This window comes from Niallia sp. NCCP-28 (assembly GCF_023168165.1).
Lineage (GTDB): Bacteria > Bacillota > Bacilli > Bacillales > Cytobacillaceae > Niallia.
This window is the reverse complement of record NZ_BQYJ01000010.1, coordinates 23,880-47,535: the sequence shown is the minus strand read 5'-3', so window position 1 is coordinate 47,535 and position 23,656 is coordinate 23,880. Positions and strand designations below refer to the sequence as shown.

The 23,656-nt window shown below is 35.4% G+C and carries 23 protein-coding genes and 2 riboswitches; of the genes, 18 read left to right on the top strand and 5 right to left on the bottom strand.

Annotated features, from left to right (window positions below; all coding sequences use genetic code 11):
• Positions 1-16: 16 nt before the first annotated feature.
• On the top strand, positions 17-784 hold the full coding sequence (locus tag NCCP28_RS20145; protein ID WP_248563040.1) for a divergent polysaccharide deacetylase family protein: 768 nt from the start codon (positions 17-19) through the stop codon (positions 782-784).
• A 169-nt stretch (positions 785-953) separates the two neighbouring features.
• Here the strand turns inward: NCCP28_RS20145 and NCCP28_RS20140 are convergent, their stop codons facing one another.
• Together NCCP28_RS20140 and NCCP28_RS20135 are read right to left on the bottom strand one after the other, a co-directional pair.
• Complete coding sequence (locus NCCP28_RS20140; RefSeq protein ID WP_248563011.1) at positions 954-2,468, bottom strand: mechanosensitive ion channel; 1,515 nt, start codon at positions 2,466-2,468, stop codon at positions 954-956.
• Between the two features lie 164 nt (positions 2,469-2,632).
• Positions 2,633-3,289 carry a potassium channel family protein gene (locus tag NCCP28_RS20135; protein WP_248563010.1) on the bottom strand — a complete coding sequence of 219 codons (657 nt, stop codon included), beginning with the start codon at positions 3,287-3,289 and terminating at the stop codon, positions 2,633-2,635.
• A gap of 159 nt (positions 3,290-3,448) precedes the next feature.
• Here NCCP28_RS20135 and NCCP28_RS20130 point away from each other — a divergent pair, with 159 nt between their 5' ends.
• Positions 3,449-4,348 (top strand): diacylglycerol/lipid kinase family protein, encoded by a 900-nt coding sequence (locus tag NCCP28_RS20130; protein ID WP_248563009.1) that lies wholly within the window; start codon positions 3,449-3,451, stop codon positions 4,346-4,348.
• 51 nt (positions 4,349-4,399) lie between these two features.
• On the opposite strand, the gene NCCP28_RS20125 is transcribed toward NCCP28_RS20130, so the two are convergent.
• The 3 genes from NCCP28_RS20125 to mgtE form a co-directional block, all read right to left on the bottom strand.
• Positions 4,400-4,852 carry a Dps family protein gene (locus NCCP28_RS20125; protein WP_248563008.1) on the bottom strand — a complete coding sequence of 151 codons (453 nt, stop codon included), beginning with the start codon at positions 4,850-4,852 and terminating at the stop codon, positions 4,400-4,402.
• A gap of 551 nt (positions 4,853-5,403) precedes the next feature.
• Complete coding sequence (locus NCCP28_RS20120) at positions 5,404-6,570, bottom strand: FtsW/RodA/SpoVE family cell cycle protein (RefSeq protein ID WP_248563007.1); 1,167 nt, start codon at positions 6,568-6,570, stop codon at positions 5,404-5,406.
• Positions 6,571-6,860: 290 nt separating this feature from the next.
• Complete coding sequence (mgtE, locus tag NCCP28_RS20115; protein WP_248563006.1) at positions 6,861-8,219, bottom strand: magnesium transporter; 1,359 nt, start codon at positions 8,217-8,219, stop codon at positions 6,861-6,863.
• Between the two features lie 187 nt (positions 8,220-8,406).
• Positions 8,407-8,506: riboswitch (purine riboswitch) on the top strand.
• Positions 8,507-8,573: 67 nt separating this feature from the next.
• Between mgtE and NCCP28_RS20110 the strand changes: the two genes are divergently transcribed.
• From NCCP28_RS20110 to NCCP28_RS20035, 16 genes are all read left to right on the top strand, one after another.
• Positions 8,574-9,908 carry a 5'-deoxyadenosine deaminase gene (locus tag NCCP28_RS20110; protein ID WP_248563005.1) on the top strand — a complete coding sequence of 445 codons (1,335 nt, stop codon included), beginning with the start codon at positions 8,574-8,576 and terminating at the stop codon, positions 9,906-9,908.
• Between the two features lie 594 nt (positions 9,909-10,502).
• Positions 10,503-11,279 carry a hypothetical protein gene (locus tag NCCP28_RS20105; protein WP_248563004.1) on the top strand — a complete coding sequence of 259 codons (777 nt, stop codon included), beginning with the start codon at positions 10,503-10,505 and terminating at the stop codon, positions 11,277-11,279.
• A 22-nt stretch (positions 11,280-11,301) separates the two neighbouring features.
• Positions 11,302-12,036 (top strand): DNA/RNA nuclease SfsA, encoded by a 735-nt coding sequence (gene sfsA / locus NCCP28_RS20100; protein WP_248563003.1) that lies wholly within the window; start codon positions 11,302-11,304, stop codon positions 12,034-12,036.
• A gap of 59 nt (positions 12,037-12,095) precedes the next feature.
• A riboswitch (cobalamin riboswitch) is annotated at positions 12,096-12,300 on the top strand.
• A 129-nt stretch (positions 12,301-12,429) separates the two neighbouring features.
• Entirely contained in the window at positions 12,430-13,383 is a 954-nt protein-coding gene (locus NCCP28_RS20095; RefSeq protein ID WP_248563002.1) for an ABC transporter substrate-binding protein, read from the top strand.
• On the top strand, positions 13,349-14,416 hold the full coding sequence (locus NCCP28_RS20090; RefSeq protein WP_375709433.1) for a FecCD family ABC transporter permease: 1,068 nt from the start codon (positions 13,349-13,351) through the stop codon (positions 14,414-14,416). Before NCCP28_RS20095 ends, NCCP28_RS20090 begins: the two co-directional genes overlap by 35 nt.
• Entirely contained in the window at positions 14,409-15,875 is a 1,467-nt protein-coding gene (locus NCCP28_RS20085) for a heme ABC transporter ATP-binding protein (RefSeq protein ID WP_248563001.1), read from the top strand. The genes NCCP28_RS20090 and NCCP28_RS20085 overlap by 8 nt, the downstream gene beginning before the upstream one ends.
• Complete coding sequence (gene cbiB / locus NCCP28_RS20080) at positions 15,875-16,837, top strand: adenosylcobinamide-phosphate synthase CbiB (RefSeq protein WP_309296643.1); 963 nt, start codon at positions 15,875-15,877, stop codon at positions 16,835-16,837. Before NCCP28_RS20085 ends, cbiB begins: the two co-directional genes overlap by 1 nt.
• Entirely contained in the window at positions 16,812-17,891 is a 1,080-nt protein-coding gene (gene cobD, locus NCCP28_RS20075; protein ID WP_248563000.1) for a threonine-phosphate decarboxylase CobD, read from the top strand. The genes cbiB and cobD overlap by 26 nt, the downstream gene beginning before the upstream one ends.
• A complete protein-coding gene (locus NCCP28_RS20070; RefSeq protein ID WP_248562999.1) occupies positions 17,870-18,433 on the top strand; it encodes a bifunctional adenosylcobinamide kinase/adenosylcobinamide-phosphate guanylyltransferase in 564 nt (187 codons plus the stop codon). The genes cobD and NCCP28_RS20070 overlap by 22 nt, the downstream gene beginning before the upstream one ends.
• Before the next feature lie 5 nt (positions 18,434-18,438).
• Positions 18,439-19,947 carry a cobyric acid synthase gene (locus NCCP28_RS20065; RefSeq protein WP_248562998.1) on the top strand — a complete coding sequence of 503 codons (1,509 nt, stop codon included), beginning with the start codon at positions 18,439-18,441 and terminating at the stop codon, positions 19,945-19,947.
• The gene (gene cobS / locus NCCP28_RS20060) at positions 19,944-20,738 is read left to right on the top strand and encodes an adenosylcobinamide-GDP ribazoletransferase (protein WP_248562997.1); all 795 of its coding nucleotides are present in this window, start codon (positions 19,944-19,946) and stop codon (positions 20,736-20,738) included. Before NCCP28_RS20065 ends, cobS begins: the two co-directional genes overlap by 4 nt.
• Positions 20,696-21,319 (top strand): histidine phosphatase family protein, encoded by a 624-nt coding sequence (locus NCCP28_RS20055; protein ID WP_248562996.1) that lies wholly within the window; start codon positions 20,696-20,698, stop codon positions 21,317-21,319. Before cobS ends, NCCP28_RS20055 begins: the two co-directional genes overlap by 43 nt.
• Positions 21,268-21,711 carry a bifunctional adenosylcobinamide kinase/adenosylcobinamide-phosphate guanylyltransferase gene (locus tag NCCP28_RS20050; protein WP_248562995.1) on the top strand — a complete coding sequence of 148 codons (444 nt, stop codon included), beginning with the start codon at positions 21,268-21,270 and terminating at the stop codon, positions 21,709-21,711. Before NCCP28_RS20055 ends, NCCP28_RS20050 begins: the two co-directional genes overlap by 52 nt.
• Before the next feature lie 22 nt (positions 21,712-21,733).
• Positions 21,734-22,339, top strand: a complete 606-nt coding sequence (locus tag NCCP28_RS20045; protein WP_248562994.1) for a cob(I)yrinic acid a,c-diamide adenosyltransferase — start codon at positions 21,734-21,736, stop codon at positions 22,337-22,339.
• Positions 22,320-22,802: an ECF transporter S component gene (locus NCCP28_RS20040; RefSeq protein ID WP_248562993.1), complete on the top strand. Its 483-nt coding sequence runs from the start codon at positions 22,320-22,322 to the stop codon at positions 22,800-22,802. Before NCCP28_RS20045 ends, NCCP28_RS20040 begins: the two co-directional genes overlap by 20 nt.
• Positions 22,799-23,506 (top strand): ATP-binding protein, encoded by a 708-nt coding sequence (locus NCCP28_RS20035; RefSeq protein ID WP_248562992.1) that lies wholly within the window; start codon positions 22,799-22,801, stop codon positions 23,504-23,506. The genes NCCP28_RS20040 and NCCP28_RS20035 overlap by 4 nt, the downstream gene beginning before the upstream one ends.
• Positions 23,507-23,656: the final 150 nt, after the last annotated feature.

Here is a 23,656-nt window from a genome sequence, read left to right as displayed (position 1 = left end):
AGAGGTGAAAGTTATGATGAAAAAAGTCATGTTAGTAATTCTGCTGTTCTTTTCTTTTCCTGCAAATGCAGCTATCCATGCCAAAGAAACAGAAAGTAAAAAAGCATTGGCAATTGTTATTGATGATTTCGGCAATAACATGAAGGGAACAGAAGACATGCTGAATCTCCCGGTTCCTATAACAGCAGCCATTATGCCATTTCTGCCGACAAGCAAGGAAGATGCAGTGAGAGCACATAAAAAAGGGCATGAAGTTATTGTGCATTTGCCGTTGGAACCCAAAAAAGGGAAAAAAAGTTGGCTGGGACCTGGAGCTATCACAACAGATTTAAGTGACAAGGAAATAAGAAAAAGAACAAAAGCTGCAATAGAAAGTATTCCATTTGCGGTCGGTATGAACCATCATATGGGATCTAAAGCGACAGAAGATGAAAGAGTAATGCGCATTATTTTAGATGAATGCCTAAAGCATAATTTATTCTATTTAGACAGCAAAACAACAGGCAATAGTGTGGTCAAAAAATTAGCAGAAGAAATGCATGTCCCTTATTTAGAAAATAATTTATTTTTTGATCATGTTTATTCTAATCAGCATATTGTCAAACAGGCAAATAAAGTAGCAAATGAACTGGATGATCAAGAGAAGTTAATTGCTATTGGTCATGTAGGCATTTCAGGACCAATGGTGGTAACTGTCTTAAAAGAATATATTCCTGTCTTTTTGCAAGAGGCAGATATTGTACCGCTGTCCAAACTGGTAGATGGTTATGAATTAATAAAGTGAAATGGGAATTTTAATGTCCATTAAATAGGGATAAATAAAATTTGTCATCAAAAAGAAGAAGAATATATTATCACGCTGTATAAATTGGTTATACATAACGCTGCCATATCCTTCTTCTTTTTAAATGTAAACTATGAAACGGGTTTCATATCAACTCTTTTTGCTAAGTTTAAAGATTTTTTTCATTATTGTTTTTATTGACTTTGGTATTTTCCATTGCTGTATCTAATTTGCGTAAATGTTTGGCAGCAAAATCTTTCCCGCCAAGTCCAAAGGCAAGTCCAAAAGCTAATGCTAATCCGCCAAGTATTAGAATAAAGGCAGAGTTGACAATAGATGAAGCAACGCCTAATTGATCTAGTGCCATAAAGATGGAAATGGTGATAATTGAATATTTAGCAATTGCAGGAAGCAAACGGAAATGAGCCCCTTGCAAGAATCCACCTAAAATTCTTTGAACTAAATAGCCTAACCATAAACCTACTCCAATAATAGCAATAGCTGCAATAACTTGCGGCAAATAGGCTATAATGGCAGTAGAAAGAGTTACTAAAAATTGTAAACCTATTAAGTTTAGAGCTTGTACGGCAAGCAAGAACACGATTAATACTTGTACAATAGAACCTATGATAGATGAAACATTCGATGTTGTTTTAATGCCCATTTTACCTACATAAGAATCTAACCCTAAGTTTACTAATAAGGCAACAACCATTTGTTTTACCCATTTGCCTAACCATACGCCGATTAAAATTAAGAAAATCGCAACGGCTATATTTGGAATCATTGTTAGGATGTCATTCAGCATATTAATGGCAGGATCAGAAATTCCCTGAATATCCAGCTTATCTAATGCGGATATAATAGTTGGAATCATAATAAAAATAAAAACAATATTACCAATAATAGAAGATAAACTAGTGTTTTCAAATAGCTTATTTAAACCAATGCGCTGAACTAAGCTTTCTATGCCGATGCTTTGCAAAAAACTTGTAACAATGGTGCGAACGATTTTTGCGACAAAATATCCAACTAATACAATTAAAGCAGCAGCTAATAACTTAGGCAAAAATGCTAAAATATTGTGAAGCATATTAGTAAATGGTTCTGAAACACCCTGAAGATTTAAAGCACCTAATACAGCAGGCAAAAATAATAAGAGCACAAAGTAAAAACTAATATTCGCCAATTTGTCCACTATATTTGTATGATTTTTTCCTTCTATAACATTCCACTTTTGAAGTTTTTCGTGAGCCTGTAAAGTACTGCCGGCTTTTTTGATGATAAATTTTAGGCTTGAGGCAATAATCCAAGCGAATATTAAAATAATAGCAGCTTTTAGAATATTTGGTATTGCTCCTAAAAGAGAGGAAAGCATATTAACTAATGGAGCAGTAAATGCTGTTAAATTTAATATATTAAAAAATAGTGTAAATACAAACACTAACAAGATATAATAAATTACTTTGCTTATAATTTTTTCAGAAGAGTATTTTCGATTAGGTTTTGTGCCCTCTCTAAAAATTTTATTATCCAGATTTGTTTTTTGTAATCCTTTAAGAATTGCTTTTTCAATAAATTTAGCAATAATCCATCCAATGATTAATACTAAAATTGCTAATAAAAAGTCGGGGAGTCTATCTAAATAATAGCCCCATCCGTTCCAAAAATTTGCATTGTTCATACAACTATCACTCCTTATATTCCTAGTAGATTAGTAACCATTTACCCTGTCATTCTTTGAATAAACGAGAAAAACTAAAAAAGTAACTGTTAAGAAAAAAAAGGAGAGAGAATGAGAAAAATGGGTTTAAGATAAAAAAAAGAGGGAAATATTTCCCCTCTTTCTTAAAGTCCTTCTTCTTCAAACTTATAGATATCTTCGTTTTTACCGATCACTATTAATGTATCGCCTTTTTGTATATATTCATCTGCAGAGGGAGATACAATGGTCTCTCCTTTTCTTTGAATGCCAATAATTGTACAGCCGAATTTTGCACGTATATCTAACTCTAAAAGTGTCTTTTGATGCACTTTTTTAGAGGCAATCATTTCTACTATTCCATGCTCTTTAGATAGTTCAATATAATCAATCATTTTTTCGGAAACAACATGATGAGCTATTCTTTTGGCCATATCTTTTTCAGGGTGAATAACCCGGTCTGCTCCTATTTTCTCTAGCACTCTTTTATGATAATTGTCCGAAGCTTTTACCCATACTTGATTGATTCCTATTTCTTTTAAAATAAGGGTTGCGAGTATGCTTGACTCCACATCATCTCCAAATGAAACAAAGGCATGGTCCATATTTCTAAGGCCAAGTTGGGCAAAAGATTCCATCGATAAGGTTTTAAGTTGAACACAATGTGTAGCAAGCCCCTGATATTTTTCTACTCTTTCGATAGATTGGTCTATTGCCATTACTTCTGCCTTCATTTCATAAAATTCTTCTACAAGGCTTCCGCCAAAATTGCCTAGACCAATGACAACAAATTGTTTATTCATCTATAAACCTCCAAAGTATGATACTTTATATAATTATTATAAAGTGCACTGGTTGGAAATGGGAAGAATAGCCTCGAATACCTTACGTTTTCCCAGTATCTTTGCATGATTTTTTGACAAAGGGGGTAAAGAATAGCAGGTTAAGAGAGGATGAAAGGAATGAAATATAAAAAAGGATTATTTTTATATAATGGAAATGCAGGGAATCAAGATATACATCCTTTAATAGGCATTATTATGCGAACATTATCAAGAGAATTAGAAGAAGTACATGTATATCAAACATCATATGCGCAACACGCAAAAGAATTATGCCGAACATTTGGAGAAGAATTTGATTTAGTGATTATATTAGGAGGGGATGGAACTATCCATGAATGCATTAATGGATTATCCAGCCTTCTGAAAAGACCAACACTAGCGATTTTGCCTGGAGGAACTTGCAATGATTTTTCTAGATCATTAAATATATCACAAAATATTGAAATGGCTATAGAGGAACTGATGCGTGGAGAAGAAGTGCCTGTAGATATAGGAAAAGTGAATGAAGATTATTTTTTGAACTTCTTTGGAATTGGGTTAGTTGCGGAAGCCTCAAATAATATAAGGCCAGAAGAAAAAAATATATTAGGCAAAGCAAGCTATTTGCTAAGTGCTGTTAGGACGCTAAAGCAAGCAAATCTTTTTTTTCTAAAGATAGAAGCAGATGGAAAGGTTATAGAAACCCAAGCCGCTATGGTTTTAGTAGCCAATGGAAAGTATCTGGGAGGGAAATTGCTTCCTTTTCAAGCTATTGATTATATGGATGGATATTTAGATGTATTTATTATTAAAAATCCCAATTTTCAAGCAGCGAAAGATATCATGGCAATGAGAAAAGCTGCTTCTGATGAAATTATGCAAGAGGAAGTTATTTATCAAAGGGTAAAAGAAGTGAAAATAACAGCAGAAGAAAATTTAGATGTGGATATGGATGGAGAAATTTATACAACTACACCAAGTAATATAAAAATGCTTCCAGGGCATCTCCGTTTCCTTACTCCTGTTGGACTAGCGTAAAAACATACAGAAAAGACCGCCTCTAGTTATAAAATAGACGGTCTTTATAGCTTATTCAGATAAGTAAGCAGTCAACATCCAAACATGTTTTTCAATGCTGCCGATTAGAGCTATAGCAAGGTCATTTGTAATAGTATCATCTAATTGATCGGCATGTTCTGCAAGTGCTTTTAATTGTGTATTAATTTGGCTGAAGTCTTCTACTAAAGAACGAACCATTTCAGAAGCTGTTAATTTTTCTGTTGTTTCTGTTAAAGTAGAAGTTTCGATGTATTCTTTTAAAGTAGAAACAGGTTTTCCCCCGATTGCTAATAGTCTTTCAGCAATTTCATCAACAGCTGCACCTGCTTCATTGTACAATTCCTCAAATTTTTCATGCAATGTAAAGAATAGAGGACCTTTTACATACCAGTGATGTTGATGAAGTTTTGTGTAAAGAACGCTCCAGTTAGCAATTTGCACATTTAATTCTTTTTCCAATTCTACTTTTGTTTGTAATCCCATTTTTAAAAACTCCCTTCAAGTAATTTATAAAATAATTATAACAAATTTTAAATTAAAATCAATACTTATTTATAATTATTTTAATTTAACTTTTATTATAAAAATAAACTGCTATGTGTTATTAAAAAAATAGCATATTAAACACAAAAATGGTAGATTATTCTTTATTTTTCATAGAATATTCAAATTCACCTTTTATTATTTACAATAACATTGATAATATTCGGCGGTTATTATTGATAATGAAGGACATGTACAATGATAATAATTCCCTACATTTTGTATAATAAACGATTACTTTTATAAAAAAATTAAAAAGTATAATAAAAAAAGAGCTATATATTGCTATAAGGAAGCAAGGGGATGAAAATAATAGGCTTTTTTCATAAATAATTGTTGCGGTTAATAAAAAAGGAGAAGGCAATCTCGCTCCAACCAACTTCTTTATGAACGGTTTGAGGAAAGAAAGGCTGCTTAAAAACAACAGTTTTTTTAAAGGAAAACAAATAATAAAAAAGATGAGAAAGTTTATTTTCTCACCCTTCGTTATATTAATATGATTTAGAAGAAAACATATAGCTTTTATGATGATAACGTATACTGAAAATCAGGCCCATTGCCAGCATATTCGTCATAAGAGAACTGCCGCCATAACTGATAAAGGGCAGTGGTATTCCTGTGATAGGAAGCAGCTGGATAGTCATGCCGACATTTTCAAATACATGAAAAGTAATCATGCTGATGACGCCTACACAAATATAAATGCTGTACGCATCAGTTGCTGAAAATGCAGTGCGAATTAAATGGTAAATTAATAGAAAATAAAGAATGATGACTAAGCTGCTTCCGATAAAACCATACTCTTCCCCAATAACAGTAAACACGAAATCGGTATGTCTCTCTGGAATATATACATCAATATTGCCAACCCCTTTGCCTGAAACAAGGCCTGATCCTATCGCTCGTAGGGATTTGACAAGCTGTAGGCCATCATCGCCAGCTTTTTCTGGATCTAACCAGGAATTAATGCGGGCAAATTGGTATTCTTTAATGCCTAAGTATTTTTTTAAAAATTCTCTGGCGAAAATCGCCAAATATAATACAAGGGAAGCAAATGCTGCAATGCCGCCGAATATAGGGAGAATGATTTTCCAGGTTATTCCTGATACCAGTATCATGCCGGCAAGTATAGCGATGAGAACAAGAGTCGTACCTAAATCTTGCTTAATAACTAAAGCGATGGGAAAAAAAGCAACTAAACTTATTTTGCCTAATAAAATGAAGTCGGTTTTTATGGTTTTATAAATAGTTTCCTCGTTATGACGGAACATGACTTTTGATAATGCGAGTATATAAAATATTTTCATATATTCAGAGGGTTGTATGCTGCCAATACCTGGGATGACATACCAGCTCTTTGCCCCATTAATAACCGGGGTGAAATCAGATTGCGGCAAGATAATAAGCCCTATAAGCAGAAATATTCCAAATCCATAAAGGTACCAAGTCATTTTTCTAAACTGTTCATTATCGAAATAGAGGCATAAAGCAACTGCTCCTGATCCGATGGCATACCAGAAAATTTGCGATGTTAAAAAAGAAGCTCCCTCTTTTTGGGCGCTAAAAATAGAAAAGCAGCTAATTAAACAAAATATTAGTAAAAGAAGGCATAATGTCCAATCAAATTTATCTGAAAAACTATCTTTACTACGTTGCATACTATTAAGCTCCTTAATGCATTAGATTGCTATTGTAAAAAGTCCATATAACTTAGACGATAAAGGATACAATATTGTTTCGATTTTTTTATTTTATGACAGATAGATTAAGACTTGCTTAAAATTAGAAGTTTTTATTTAATGGCAAAAGATTTTCAAAAGTTTTTTGTAGAATTGCTTAAGAGGGATAAGTCAAACTGGTGAAAAAAATGGCAAAAAATAAGAAAAGAGTGACTTCATCGATGCCAGCTTTCCTGTTGGAAAGCTGGCATCGATGAAAGTCGCTCTTTTTATAATAAATGAGTAAGGAAAATTTTCGCAATTCCAAAGTAGATAAATAAGGAAAAAATATCATTTAATGTTGTAATAAGCGGACCAGAAGCAACTGCCGGATCAATTTTTAAACGATACAAAATCAATGGAATAATAGTTCCAGATAACGTACCAATAATTAGTGTGAAAAATAAAGAACTGCCGACAACAAGCCCTAATATTGGATCGCCTTGCCAAAAATAGGCAATTAAAGTAATGAAAATTCCACAAGTTAATCCAATAATCAATCCTACGGCAAGTTCTCTTATAATTACATGTGTAACTATTTTTTTGTTGATATCATTTGAGATAAGTCCACGAACGATTACTGCCAATGACTGAGTGCCTGTATTTCCCGTCATGCCAGAAATCATGGGCATAAAAAAGGAAAGTGCCACAACTTTGCTTAAAATATCAGAATAGTTGCTTATGATGCTTCCAGACAAGACTCCTATAAATAAAAGCAAAATTAACCAAGGAAGTCTTCTATATGCCGCAACAACTGCTTTTGTATCAAAATCAATGGCTTTACCAGCTGCTGAAAGCTTTTGAATATCTTCATCTGCTTCTTGTATGACAACATCAATCATATCATCGATTGTTACAATTCCCATAAGCACATTTTCTTCATTTACGACTGGAATGGCTAAAAAATCGTATTTCTGAATGGTTTGTGCTACATCTTCCTGATCTTGGTCAACTGATACACTAATAACTCGTTCATACATAATATTGCGGATTTTCTCTTGCGGTTCTGCAATTAATAAATCTCTATAGGAGACAACTCCTACAAGTTTTCGTTTTTGATCAACTACATATAAATAACTGAGCGTTTCTGCGAAATCTGCGAATGACTTCAATTTGTCAACCGCTTCTCTTATTGTGTAGTAGTCGCGAATCCAGACAAAACGGTTCGTCATGAGGCGTCCCGCTGTTTCATCGGGATAGTTCATTAAATTTTGAACAATTAAAGACTCTTCTTTTTTCATTCCTGAAAGAAGCTGTTTAATACGTTCAGGCGACAATTCATTCAGTAGCGATGCTAAATCATCATTATCCATTAAATCAAGGACTTTTCCAGTTTTTTCAATGCCAAGTTTATTTAAGACTTCTAATTGATCTTCTTTATTTAATTCTTCTAGTAAATTTGCAAGTAAGTCCATATTTAAAAAGAGCAAAAAATGGGTCCTATGCTCATCGGGGAGACTTTCGTATATTTGAGCAATATCGTATGGCTGTAATTCATCAACGATAGAGTCAAAAGTCGATTTTTTATTTTCTTTTAATGCATTAATGATGTGAAGTGTGATTTGGTTGTCTGTCATGTTTTGAATCATACTTCTCACGCTCCCTTCCAAGAAAAAATCATAGGTGTATACCCTGTATTATTATATGTAATAAATCGGTAGAATGAAATGGATAAATTTATGAATTATTATGTAAAGAAGAAATTTTAGCATAAAAAGTTTGTTATATTTTCTGACAATTTAATTGCGAAAAAATTTTTATTATTTACAATGAGGATATAAGCTTTCATATATTATTCGTATATCCTTAAAAATTGGTTTAAGGGTCTCTACTTAGAAACCGTAAATTTCTGGCTACGAAAAATGTGCAATAATTTTGCGCATTTTTTGTAGCTTTTTTATTGGCATTAAAAGGGCTAACTAAGAATTAAAGGAGGAATTTCTATGACGACTATATTGATAAAAAATATTCAAATAATCACAATGAATAAAAAGGAAGAAATATTCATTGGTGATCTGCTGATTGAAAATAATAAAATTAAGCAAATTGGAACAAATTTAAATGCACATGCTGCAGATAAAATTATTGATGGCACTAATCGCACCATTATCCCAGGATTTGTTCAGACGCATATTCATTTGTGCCAAACATTATTTCGAGGAAAAGGAGACGATTTGGAATTGATGGATTGGCTGCGTAATCGAATATGGCCTCTAGAAGCTGCCCATGATGAAGAATCGATTTATTATTCTGCTATGCTTGGCATTGGAGAATTGATTGAAAGTGGAACAACAACCATTGTAGATATGGAAACTGTCCATCATACAGAGCAAGCTTTTCGAGCAATTGCAGAAAGCGGGATACGTGCTCTTTCAGGAAAAGTGATGATGGATAAGGGAGATGAAGTTCCTCTTCCGCTTCAAGAAAAAACTGCAGAGTCTATTAGCAAAAGTGTCGAATTATTGGAGAAATGGAATGGATTTGATCATGGCAGGATACAGTATGCTTTTTCCCCTCGGTTTGTTGTTTCTTGTACAGAGGAATTATTAAAAGAGGTGAAAAGTTTATCAGACCACTATCATGTTAAAGTTCATACTCATGCATCAGAAAATCAAGGGGAAATCCAAATAGTGCAGGAAGAAACGGGGATGCGCAATGTGGTTTATTTGGACCATTTAGGTTTGGCAAACGATCGGTTAATCTTGGCGCATTGCATTTGGCTGGATGAGGAAGAAAAGCGAATTATTAAAGAAAAAGGAGTGCATGTCAGCCATTGCCCAGGTTCTAATCTAAAACTTGCATCAGGAATTGCTGATACGCCTTATCTAGTTTGTAATCATGCATCTGTGAGCTTAGGGGCAGATGGGGCACCATGTAATAATAATTTGGATATGTTTAATGAAATGAGGCTGGCGGCCCTTATTCAAAAACCTATACATGGGCCAACTGCCATGGATGCAAAAACTGTATTCCGCATGGCTACTATTGGGGGAGCAAAGGCTGTGGGAATGGAGAAGGAAATAGGCAGCATCGAGATAGGGAAAAGAGCAGATTTGGCCATCTTAAACCTTCATAATTTTCATACGTACCCTTCCTATGATGTAGATCCAATTTCACGAATTGTCTATTCTGCTACACGGGCAGATGTAGAAACTACTATAATTGATGGGAAAATTGTGATGGAGAATAAAATAATGAAAACATTAGATAAAGAGATTATTTTAAAAGAATCAAATACTAGCATTAAACGACTGCTGAAACGATCAAATATAAGATAAGCATACAGTCAGTGGGGATGTTGCTTTACGCTAATGTGGAGTAAATGGAAAGGAATGATGAAAATTAAAGTGTTTTGCAGGCACCAGCAGAATTGATTGGTTCAAAACAACAATCAATTCTGCTTTTTTGCATTTCCTTTACTAAAAAAATTATTTTGCAATAAACATTTAATAAGATATTTTTCTTTAACTTTGATAAACTAAGATGAGAGAAAAAGATAATGATTTTATCTTTTATATATGAGCTGGAATGGTTACAGTAATCAAATTGGTTAATGGGAAAAGGTGAATAAATAAAGTGTTTTAATCCTGTGTTTAACCGGCAGCAAAACTTCACCTCAATATTAGGAGAGGGCAGGAGAAAGTTAGATGGGCAGAAACTTTTCCATAAAAGCCCGGTCGGTTTAACTAACAATCAGGGCGAGGGAAAAACCCTTGGTGATTAAAATTCGCTTTATTAAAATTTTTTCTAGTTATAGATAAATATAATAGATAATTGAAAAATATTTGTTAGGTAAGCAGGATTTTTTTATCAATAGAAGGTATTAACAAGGAATATATTAATCTTTTTGCCATAAGGGTTGGGGGTAAATGATGAAAACAGGCAATGCTGATATGCGCGATTTAATATATGTTCATTTACATGAAAAGGAACGGTTTGTCATTTCATATGGAATAGAGTTTAAGGAATTTTATCATTTTCTAAAGGATACTATTTCCTCCATTTTATTATTAAAACATCAATTTGAAGATGGAGAATTCCATCCCCATACTATGCTTGATTATGTTCCGAAGCAGAAATTAGAGAAACTTAGCAGACAAGATGTTGAAGATTATGGTGATTTTTCATGGATTGACTTTGAAGAGACAGAAGCTCTTGATTTGTTGGAAGGTCAAACAATCGCAGAGCTTCTATATCTTGGTCATATAAAAGATCATTTGAGAGTGCCTTTTTATCAGCAGCTAAACAATAAGTATGCTTACTTGGCGCATGAAGATGGCTGGTTTAATAAAACATATTATAAAAATCTGGAAACATTTTATAGTTTGATTTGTGATGTGGTAACAAGTAAATTATCTCATTTAAAAATGGAAAAAGTATTGTTTGGAATCAAGAAAAAAAGAGTATATACACCACTTCCAAAACAAACAATAATGGCTCTAAAGGATTTTATGAAAGAAGGAATGGTTATCTCCATACAAAATATCATTCAAAACAGATTTCGCCTTGAAATTCCCATTTGGATTATTGGAGATTTTGCCAATATGGACAGCATGTATGAGGAGTATGAAAAAAAGAGCAAACAGAATTGCGATGCTAAACTTATTTTGGATAAAAAAACAAAAGAATGGCAAGTTGTTATTCTCTAGAAAGCTTTTAAGAGGAGTATAAATGAAAGAAAATATTTCTGTTGAGTTTCCAGTTTCCTTATCAAAAATGATTTTTAAAAGCAGGCCAAATCGATTTATTCTCCATTGTTATTCAGAAGAAACGAATTCACTAGAGATTGTTCATTTAGCAGATCCAGGGAGATTAAAGGAATTATTGTTGGAAGGTACAATTGTATATGTTTTGCCGAGTGCAAATCCTAATCGAAAGACAAAGTGGACGGCGATGCTGGTAGAATCTTGTGGCGTGTTTGTTTCCATTAATACAGCTTATCCAAATAAGCTGGCAGAAAAGATGCTAAAGGAAGCAATCATTCCAGAACTGGCCGAATATAAGTGGGTAAGATCAGAATATACGCTAGGAAATTCAAGATGGGACTTTTTGCTGGAACATAAGGATGGGACGTTGCTGCTCCTTGAAGTGAAAAGCGTTACTTTAGCGGAGAAAGGCATTGGGATGTTTCCTGATGCGGTAACAAAAAGAGGAACAAAACATGTTCAGGAAATTACTGAAATCCACCAAAGGGGACAGCTAAAGACTGCTATTTTATTTATCGCTCAAAGAGAAGATATTAAGCTGATTACATCAGCTCCACATATTGATGATAAATTCGCAGAAGCATTAATAGCGGCAGAAAATGCTGGAGTACATTTAATTGGTTATAATTGCATTCTGACAAAAGAAAAAATCAGTTGGAATCAAGTGGTGCCAGTTATCGCAAAAAATACTTTTTTATAATTTCTGATAATTAAGCAGTTTTCAGTAAAAATAGTGTATAATCAAAAACGGCTTAAAAAATAAAATAGATAGGAAATGGTGTCTTATACAGGATGATGTAAAAATCAAGCTCGTAAAGACTTAAAAGGGAAGTTGGTGAAAATCCGACACGGTCCCGCCACTGTAAATGATTGTAAACTGAAAATGCCACTGTACAAAAGGTATGGGAAGGTTCAGGGAACATGTATCATGAGTCAGGAGACCTGCCATATTTTCTATGCACCTAAAAAACCTACGAGGATAGGAGGGTGTGGAGCAAACTTTAGCTTTTATGAAAGTGATCCCAACATCTCTATTTATGTGGAGATGTTTTTTGTTTTTTTGGCAACTATTTTAAAAAGGATGGAATAGATCATGAAGAAGCTTTATTCATTATTATTTGCATTAATGCTTGCAGTAGGTGTTCTTGCAGGGTGTGGCGAAACAAAAACAGAAGAAAAAGAAAATGTAACTCAAACAGAAGCAGCATTTCCTGTAACAATCAAAGATGCAGTTGATAAAGAAGTAGTAATTGATGACAAGCCGGAGAAAATTGTTTCCTTAATTCCTAGCAATACAGAAATTGCTTTTGCTTTAGGGTTAGGTGATGAAATGGTCGGTGTTTCAGACTATGACAACTATCCAAAAGAAACAGCAAATATTGAAAAAATTGGTGGAACAGAATTTAATGTAGAAAAAATCATTTCATTAAAACCAGATTTAGTGTTGGCACATGCGTCTAGCGCCCATAATTCAACAGAAGGTTTGCAGCAGCTTCGTGATGCAGGAATAGATGTGCTGGTTGTAAATGATGCCACAAATTTTGCTGGTGTATATGAAAGCATTGATATGATTGGTAAAGCTACTGGGGAAACGAAAGAAGCAAATGAGTTAGTAGATGATATGAAAGAAAAAATGACAGATATTAAAGATAAGGCAGCAAAAACAGCTGAAAAAGACCAAAAGTCGGTTTATATTGAGGTTAGTGGCGAACCTAGCATTTATACAACAGGAAAAAATACATTTATGCAAGAAATGCTAGATATGATTAATGCCAAAAATGTTGTAACAGAAGAGGGATGGATTCAAGTCGATCAAGAAGCTATTATTAAAGCAAATCCAGATGTGATTATTACTACATATGGCAGCTATGCGACAGAAAATCCTGTTGACAAAGTGCTTGACCGCAAAGGATGGGCAGATGTTACAGCTGTTAAAGAAAAAGCAGTTGCAGATGTGGATTCTGATACGGTAACTCGATCTGGCCCTCGTTTAGTAGAAGGAGTAGAAGAACTTGCAAAAGCAGTATATCCGAATGAATTTAAATAAAACTGGAGCGGCGTATTTATTTGCCGCTTTTTTTCTCCTTTTTTCCATTATTACGGGAATTGCTGTCGGCACTGTTTCTGTTCCCCCACTAGATGTCATCAAAATTTTGGCAAACAGTATTCTTCCTGAATCAATAGTAAAAAATGTTGACCCAATGCATATTAATATTGTTCAAAATATTAGACTTCCAAGAGTTTTATTAGCTGGACTTGTTGGTGCCAGCCTTTCTATAGCAGGTGCTGCATTTCAAGGCCTCTTAAGAAATCCTTTGGCAGATCCTTATACATTGGGAGTATCTTCTGGTGCATCTGTAGGAGCAGTAATCACCTTGTTTTTTCAAATAAGCATTCCTTTTGTTGGGAGCTACACCCTTCCTCTATTAAGTGTAGTATTCTCCCTTCTTACAATTTTTTTCGTACTTCTTTTTGCAAAAAAAATGGATCCAATGATGCGTGTAGAAACGATTATCTTAACAGGAATTATATTTAGTTCCTTTTTAAGTGCGTTTATTTCGTTGATGATTGCTTTAACAGGTGAGGAACTTCGCCAAATTATTAGCTGGCTTCTTGGCAGTGTGTCAATGAGAGGCTGGGCATACATTAAAATTATTCTGCCGTTTTTTATAGTAGGCTCCATTATCCTTTTAGCACAAGGGAAAGAATTGAACGCACTAGCATTTGGAGAGGAAAGAGCAAAGCACTTAGGAGTAAATGTCTATAAAAGGAAGCTTTTAATATTGATCGCAGGCTCGATATTAACCGGTGCAGCAGTGGCTGTTTCAGGGACTATTGGGTTTGTTGGTTTAGTTATTCCCCACTTGGTGAGAATAGCGGCAGGACCAAATCATTCGCATTTGTTGGGATTATCTATGCTAATTGGCAGCGGGTTTCTTATATTGGCGGATTTACTTGCAAGAACGATTATTTCCCCAACAGAACTTCCAATTGGGGTGATAACAGCTTTAATAGGAGCGCCAGTTTTTGCAGTTTTACTATTAAATCGCCGTAAAGGAAGGAATAAACAGAATGCTTAAAGTAGACAATATCTTTTTTCAATATGGTGGGCGAACCATTCTTTCAGATGTTTCCTTTTCAGTGAAAAAGGGAGAACTTTTCGGAATAATGGGCCCAAATGGCAGTGGAAAAACAACCTTGCTAAAGTTAATTAGCGGCATTTATCCATGTAAAAGCGGAAAAGTTTATTTAAAAGGTAAACAAATTCAAAACTATAAGCAAAAAGAGTTGGCTAAAATTGTGGCCGTTCTCTCTCAACATGCGGAAGAATCCTTTTCTTATCAAGTGAAAGAAGTGGTGGCTCTTGGAAGATATGCTCATCAGAAAAATTGGCTTCAGTCCCAAAGCAAAGAAGACCAAGAGATTGTTCAAGAGGCTATGGAAATAACAGGTGTCAGCCGTTTGCAGGATGCTGCTATCCAGGAGCTTTCTGGCGGTGAAAAGCAAAGAGTATATTTAGCTCAAGCTTTGGCTCAGCAGCCAGAAATTCTATTATTGGACGAACCGACCAATCATCTTGATTTATCCCATCAAAAAGAGCTTTTGGACAACTTGAAAGAATGGAGCAAAAAAAACAACCTGACAGTCATTAGCATTTTTCATGATATGAATTTAGCAGGACTTTATTGTGATAGGCTGCTAATGCTTAGTGAGGGAATGGTGGAAGCTATTTCTAGTCCCCAACAAGTCCTCCAAGAAAAGATGATAAAAAAAGTTTATCAAACAGATGTAAAGCAAATCCCGCATCCAAAACTTGCTGCTCCACAAATTGCCCTTTTACCAAAAACAGACCCTAGTGGCAAGAAGCTGATTATAGATGAAAGTTACTTAACAGCAAGCAAAAGCCATTTGGCGATGACAGTGCCGAAACCATTAAAAACCCTCTCTTCTGGAGTGACGGGAGCAGGCGTTGGCTGGTATACGAATTTTGTTAATCGTCATGTTGATAAAAGTTACAGGTGTGATGACTACCAACAAGAAATGAAGAGCTATTTGCGAGCTAATCATTTTATTCCAGAACAAACAGTTGGGATGATGACAGCAGTTTATATAGAAGATGCGGCATATAAAAGTATTGTTTGCCAAGATTTATCTGTTTTTATTGTCGTAACGGCAGGTGTGGGCAATGCTGTTGACGCAGCCAGGACAATGGATCATTCCTCAGAGCTGTTGCCGGGAACAATTAATATATGGATATTTGTGAATGGTGAACTATCTGAAGAGGCCTATATACAAAGCGTGATAACTGCAACAGAAGCAAAAGCAAGTGTGCTTCGCTGCCAGCAAGTAATGGATCCAATAACTGGCACAATAGCAACAGGCACCTCAACAGATAGCATTTTAATTGCAGCAACACAAGAAGGAGCACGAGCAGAATTTGCTGGAACGATTGCACCTTTAGGGAAGTTAATCGCAGCAGGTGTAACCGAATGTCTAACAGAAAGTTTAAAGAAACGAAATGACAGGATGAAAAAATAATGTTCTATCACCTTATTAGCATAACAATTGCTGTAATTATCGATAAAATAGTTGGAGATCCATCAAATTGGCCTCATCCTGTAAAATGGATGGGCAGCATGATAGCAGTACTAGAGAATCTAGGCAACAAGGGGAAAAATCGAAAGCTGAAGGGATTATGCATGCTTCTTTTTGTTGTTTTTATTACATATTTAGTATCAGTTTCTATCATTTCAATTAGCTATTCTTTCCATTCTCTTGTAGGAATCTTAGTGGAAAGCTGCTTAATAGCAACAACGATTGCACAAAAAAGCTTAAAAACAGCTGCTCTTGATGTATATAAACCGTTAATGAAAAAAGACTTGGCAACTGCCAGATTAAAACTCTCTTATATTGTAGGCAGAGATACAGACAAGCTAACAGAGGATGAAATAGTGCGGGCAACTGTTGAAACGGTTGCTGAAAATACAAGCGATGGCATTACTGCCCCATTGTTTTGGGCTTTAATTGGCGGAGCACCTCTTAGTTTAGTTTATCGTGCAATCAATACATGTGATTCCATGGTAGGCTATCAAAATAGTAAATTTGCACAGTTTGGCTATTTTTCGGCGAAATTTGATGATGTCGTCAATTTATTGCCAAGCCGCATAACCGCCATCCTGCTTCTTCTTTTTAGCCAACCTGTTTATTGCTCTAAAAGAGAAGCATGGGGATTATTATTTTCTGATGCGAAAAAACACCCCTCGCCAAACAGTGGGTGGGGAGAATCTGCAACCGCCATTATTTTAGGGATCCAATTGGGTGGGATTAATTATTATAAAGGGCAAATTTCCAACCGCGCCAAAATGGGATTGCCTCAAGTAAAGAGAAATAAAGCACATATTATTGCAAGCAATACATTAATGGAAAAAGCGACACTACTCTTTTTGCTGTTTTTATGGATAGGAGGTTCGATAATTGAATTTGCCATCTCATGGGGCTAATCCCCATTATTTATATGAAAAACTTGGGTTAGCAATGCCAAAAAATATAATCGACTTTAGCGCTAACATCAATCCCTTAGGACCACCAGGCATATTAAAAGAAAATTGGGATAGCTTTTATGAACAGATGCAAGTTTACCCAGACCCAGAAGGAAGAATTTTAAAGAGAAAAATTGCCGAAAATGAAAAAATCAGCGAACAGGTAGTGCTATTAGGAAATGGGGCAGCTGAACTGCTTGCTTTGGTCGGAAGAATGCTTGCGGGCAAAAAGGTGCTTTTAATCCAGCCAACATTTTCAGAGTATGAAAAAGTATGCAGAGCAAATGGGTGTGAGGTTCATTATTATATAATGAACGATCTAGATTGGCAGCTGGATCTGGAAAAAATAAAAGAGATAATCCATCAGGTGGATGCCGTTTTTTTATGCAATCCGAATAATCCAACAGGGATTTATTATCAAAAAGGGGCACTTCTTGTTTTGCTGAAAGAATGTGTGCAACATGATTGCTATTTTATTTTAGATGAAGCGTTTTATGATTTTGTGCCTGCCTATGAAAATATGATTCCAGAACAAAAGAATTATCCTTCCTTAATCATTGTTCGATCCATGACCAAGATGTTCAGCATTCCAGGCATCCGCTTAGGCTATATGGTGGCAAATCCTTCTGTTATCAAAAAAATGGCAGAATTTCAGCCCCATTGGAGCTTAAACAGCATTGCACTAAAAACAGGGGAATTATTGCTTGAAGAGAAAGCATTTGTAGCCGAAACGATTCAGTATGTAGAAAAGGAAAAACAAGTACTAGCTCCTTTTTATGCCAAAATGGGATTAAATATAACAAATTCACAGGCGAACTTTTACTTATTAAAAGATCCTCTATATGATAAGCAGCATGCTTTTCTTCAGTTTCTATTAAAAGAGGGAATTGTTGCAAGACACACCTATAATTATCCTGGTTTAGACGGAAGATGGCTGCGTTTTGCCATAAAAAATAGGCAGGAAAACGAAAGATTGCAGGGAGTTATGACAAAATGGATGAAAACTCAACGCTGATTTTTATAACAGGTGGTGTCAGAAGCGGCAAAACCTCTTTTGCAGAGCAATTGGCGGCACAGTTTGCGGAAAAGGAAGATTTGCAGCTGCATTATTTAGCTACAGGAGTTGTGACAGATGCTGAAATGCAAAAGAGAGTAGAACATCATCAAGAAATAAGAGCTAATTATCAGCGACAATGGAAAACAGTGGAGCAGGAGGCAAACTTACATACATTACAGCAGAGATTTTGCAAAAAAGATGTTGTTTTATTTGATTGCTTAACAACATTAGTCAGCAACGAGCTTTTTTTGAAGGAACAAGCTCATTGGTCGAAATCTTTTCTAGAAAGTCTTAAGCAGGAGATAGTAACTGCCGTTATATTGTTAAGCAGAAAATGCAAATATTTTATTATAGTCAGCAATGAAGTTTCCTATGAACCAATGCAAACTCCCTTGCTTATCGCTTACAGCTGGCTTCTTGGAAATTTGCATCAAACCTTTGTGGAGATAGCAACAGAGGCTTATTTAGTGGAAAATGGTTTGGTGATAAAGAAAGGATGACATATATGAAGGGTATTATGGTTGTGGGGACTTCCTCTGATGTAGGAAAAAGCTTTATAGCAACAGCGATTTGCCGCATATTGTCCAATAAGGGCATAAAGGTTTCCCCGTTTAAATCACAAAATATGTCCAATAACTCTTATGTGACGATAGACGGAAAGGAAATTGGAAGAGCGCAAGGAATACAGGCAGAAGCAGCAAGAACCAACGCATCTGTATGGATGAATCCAATTTTATTAAAGCCATGTTCCAATATGGAGGCAGAAGTTGTGCTTTTAGGGAAAGCTCTAAAAGTTTTATCGGGGAAAAAATATCGAGACCAATTTTATGAACAAGGGTTGGCTGTCATTCAAGAATCCTTGGATTATTTAAAAGACAAGTATGATGCAATTGTGATGGAGGGAGCAGGAAGTCCTGTTGAGATTAATTTAAAATCACGTGAACTTGTAAATATGAAGGTTGCTGAAATGGCTGATGTTCCGGTTATTTTAGTTGCTGACATCGATCGTGGAGGAGTTTTTGCAAGCATTGTCGGTACATTGGCTCTTTTAAAACCGGAAGAGCGCTGTCGTGTAAAAGGAATTATTATTAATAAATTTCGCGGAGATATCGATTTGTTTGCAGATGGAATCGATTGGCTAGAAGAACATACAAAGATTCCTGTGTTAGGTGTTTTGCCATATATAGAAGATCACATGATTGATGGGGAAGATTCTTTATCTTTTCATGAAAAAAGAATAACAACAAATACAAATGCGCTAGATATTGCGGTGATTAAACTTCCTTTTATTTCGAATTATAGTGATATGGAGCCATTTTATTATGAAGAAGATGTCAGTATACGTTTTGTAGAAACAGGAGCAGAATTAGGAAATCCAGATGCTGTTATTATTCCAGGCACAAAAAGCACCTTGTCTGATTTAGCTCAATTGCAAAAAGTTGGATTGACAGAAGCGCTAAAGCAATATAATCAACAGTCTGGAACAATTATTGGAATATGCGGCGGTTTCCAGATGCTTTGTACGAAGCTCGAAGATCCATTTGGAGCGGATACTGGAAAAAAAGGGCTGCAGATGATGGGACTAAATATCATTTCTGCATCCACCACTTTTCAGCCAAACAAACAGACAATCTTAGTAGAAGGTGAGTTTTTTCCGGCAACAGAATTAAAAGGAGAAAAAATAACAGGGTATGAAATACATATAGGTGAAACAACCATAAATAAAAAAGAAGGAATTATGCCCTTTCTATTATTGGATAATGGCAAGGAGGATGGCTGCTACGCAGAAAATGGGCGGATTATAGGAACATATATGCACCATCTTTTTCATAATGATGAATTCAGAAGCATATGGCTGAATCGTTTGCGAATACAAAAGGGATATTCCATCAAGGAAACAAATTTTATCAGCAAAATGAAAGATAAGCGTTTTGACTTAATAGCAGAAATAATGAAAAGTCACATAGATTGGGATATGTTGGAGAAAATCATTTTCCAAGGCGCGGACAAATGAAAAAATTATGGATAGGAATATTAATAAATATTCAATTTTTCACTGCCATCCCAATTCGTTCATCCCTGCCGATGGAAAAAGCGTTTATAACTAGCAGTGTACGCACTTTTCCTATCTTAGGGATTATTCAAGGATTGATATACAGCAGTTTTGTTTATATATTGCTGAATTTTTCGCCTTTTTCCTTATTGGCTGTATCGTTTCTTTTATGGCTAGGGATGATCTGTTTGACTGGAGGGCTGCACCTAGACGGATGGATGGATGCAAGTGATGCTTTTTTTTCTTATCAAGATCAGGAAAAACGGCTGGAAATAATGAAAGATCCTCGAATAGGTGCGTTTGGGGTTTTATCCGTTCTTTTATTATTAAGTGCAAAATTTTTATTTATTTATGAGATTTTGCAAAATTGGCAGACGAAAGACTATATTCTCCTATTGATTTTACCGTTTTTTTCAAAAATGGTAATGGGATTATTGCTGATTTATGTACCAGAAGCTAAGGACAGCGGGCTTGGTTCCTTTTTTAAGCGTGCAGCCCATCCGCATATTACGGTTATTTATTTAGGGTATATTAGCTTTTGTTTTGTAGGTCTTTTTTTCTTGTATAAAGATATACTTCCTATTGTCTTCCTATTGTTTACTGCTAGTTTGTTAAGCTATTTATTTCTATCCAAAAAAATAGTCAGTTGGTTTGGAGGGTTAACAGGAGATTTGTTGGGAGCATCTGTAGAAGGGGTGGAACTGATATTATGGGCAAGTCTATGGTTGTTGCATTATTTCGTCATGGCTTAACAAAAGAAAATGAACAGAAGGCTTATATTGGATGGCTGGATAGTCCTTTAAGCGAAAAAGGCCGTAATCACTTAATGAACAAAAAAGCGAATAAACAATATAATCAAATTTTCTCCAGCGATCTTTTACGTGCAAAACAGACGGCAGCGATTATTTTTCCAAATAGAAAAGTGACCACTACTTCCATGTTTCGGGAAATGCATTTTGGCGAATGGGAAGGAAAAACATATGAACAGCTAAAGAATGACCAAGTCTATTGTGAATGGATTTCTAATCCTTTTGCCATACAACCTCCAAATGGCGAAAACTTCTCAGACTTTGCAAAAAGAGTGGAAAAGGGATGGGATCTACTAATAGAAGCAAGTGAAAGGGCAGACAAAGCAGCTATTGTTGCACATGGTGGAGTAATTCGTTATTTGCTGCAATGTTATGGATCAGACAGTAAAGGTTTTTTTGACTATTCTGTAGATGTGGAAAGCGGATTTGAACTTGTTTGGAATAATCAGGAGGATTTTAGGGGGAGAAAACGATGCACTTCATTACGGGAGGAAACTTTAATGGAAAAAGGAAATGGGCGCTGAATTTTTATCAACTTACCACACAAAACGAAGAACTCGAGCTTCTCAGTTTTTATAAAAATACTGCTATAGAGAATATTTCTCTCTTAGAGAAGCCTGTACTTATGTTGGTAGGGTTGGAGTATTTTGTGCAGGAAAAGTTAGCAAGGCTGGGAATCGAAGAAACAACTTGCTATTTTCGTCAGTTATTTAAAGAATTGATCAGCTGGGAGGAACAGGAGGAGAAACGTCGTGTCATTGTAATTGGCAGCGATATTACAAAAGGGATTGTGCCTATTGAGAAAGAGAATAGAGAGTGGCGAGATGCAGTTGGCTGGATTTATCAAGAAGCAGCACGAAATGCTAAAAGAGTAGATGTTATTTGGTATGGAGTAAATGATACATTAAAAAACTAAAAAGTAGAAAGAAGGAGCATAAATGCGCATATATACAAAAACAGGAGATAAAGGACAAACGAGCATTATTGGTGGCAGAGTAGATAAAGATGATATTCGTATAGAAAGCTATGGGACAGTAGATGAGGCAAATTGTTTTGTAGGGCAGGCTATTGCTCAGTTAGAAAAAGATACATTTGCAGATCTTATTGATGATTTGGAAAAAATTCAGCATGAACTTTTTGATTGTGGCGGCGACTTGGCAAATATCCTGCCAAACCATCCAGTCAAACTTACAGCAGAGTCTATCTCCTATTTAGAAAAAAGAATTGATCAATTTATAGAAGAGGCACCATCTCTAGAGCGATTTATTCTTCCAGGAGGCCATCTTGCTGCAGCAAGTATTCATATCGCAAGAACTGTAACAAGAAGGGCAGAACGATTAGTTGTGACTTTAAAAAAAGCAGATGAAAATGTATCGGATTTGTCTTTGCAATATTTAAATCGTCTATCTGATTACTTTTTTGCCTTAGCACGTGTCATTAATTTCCGCAGCCAAGTAGGGGATATAGAATATATAAGAAGTGCTAAAGTATTTCGTGGGGGAAAAGGAAAAGGAGATGCAAGAGATGGTCAGCAGGAAAATTAGTGTTTATGCGCTGTTTATTGCTTTATCAGCTGTAGGGGCGGCCTTTAAAATTCCATCTTCTGTTGGCAGCATTGGATTGGATAGTTTTCCTAGTTTGATAGCAGGTGTACTTTTAGGAGGAATTAGCGGCGGTGTCATAGCGGCAGTCGGTCATGTTTTATCTGCGTTTCTCGGAGGTTTTCCTCTTGGCCCTTTCCATGTAATCATTGGATTGGAAATGTTTTTATTGGTTTTTGTTTATTCATGGCTGCATAAAAAATACTCGATCTATATCGGGAGTATTATATTTATTATTGCAAATAGTGTTGTTTTGCCGTTGCCATTTCTCTTTCTGATCAGCGAGAAGTTCTATTTTGCTGCTATTCCCTCTTTATTTATAGGGGCGGTGCTTAATGGGGCAGTTGCTGCAGTATTATTGCCTAGATTGCAGCTGATAAAATTATGGAGAAAAAGAAGTCAATGAGAGATGTGCAAATAATTCCTTTTAATGAAAAGGAAGAAGTGGTGATAGCAGCAGATAATAGTGGAGGAATAGGCTTAAAAGAACAGGATGTAGTAAAAGTTGATTATGAGACAGTTGCCTATTTTTCTTTTCGTGTCGCATGGATGGAGTGTGTCGCAGCCAGGGCGATTCCTTTTTCTGTTATTTTGCAGAATTTTTGCGGAGAAATTGCCTGGAATAAGCTTATAGTGGGAATAAAACAGGGCATGATCGAGGTAGGGGGAGAGAAGTTAGCTATTACAGGGAGCACAGAGAGCAATTTTACGCTAAATCAATCTGCCGTTGGTCTTACAGTGCTTGGAAAAAAAGACAGCTATCAGGAGAGCTTTAACATTAAAAATAGCAGAGTCGCAGTTATTGGCAGCCCCCTTGTTGGAAATGAGGTAATAGAGGAAAAAGAAAAGATTGCTCCATTATCTTTATTTTATTCATTAGCAAAAGCAAGGAAATATCATTTGCTTCCTGTTGGATCAAAGGGAATTTTAGCAGAGCTTTCTGTTTTGCTAGGGGAAATGGAAGAGAGAGAAATTCATTGTTCATTAGATATTAATAAATCTGCTGGTCCTTCCACCTGTTTTATAATAGAGTACGAGGAAGAAGAAGAACAAATGCTGCGAAACTTAACCAGTTCTTATTTCCATTCCATTTCTTTTATAGAAAAGTAGCGAAAGGCAGGAGTACTCTAAAGAACAAGTAAGTTTGTTCTTTTTTTGGCAAAATATTATGCATAAAATAAGCTTCCAGTTTAAAGGATATAACATAGATTAATAACAAACATGAAGAGACTATTACATTTTGATGAAAAGATAAAGGAA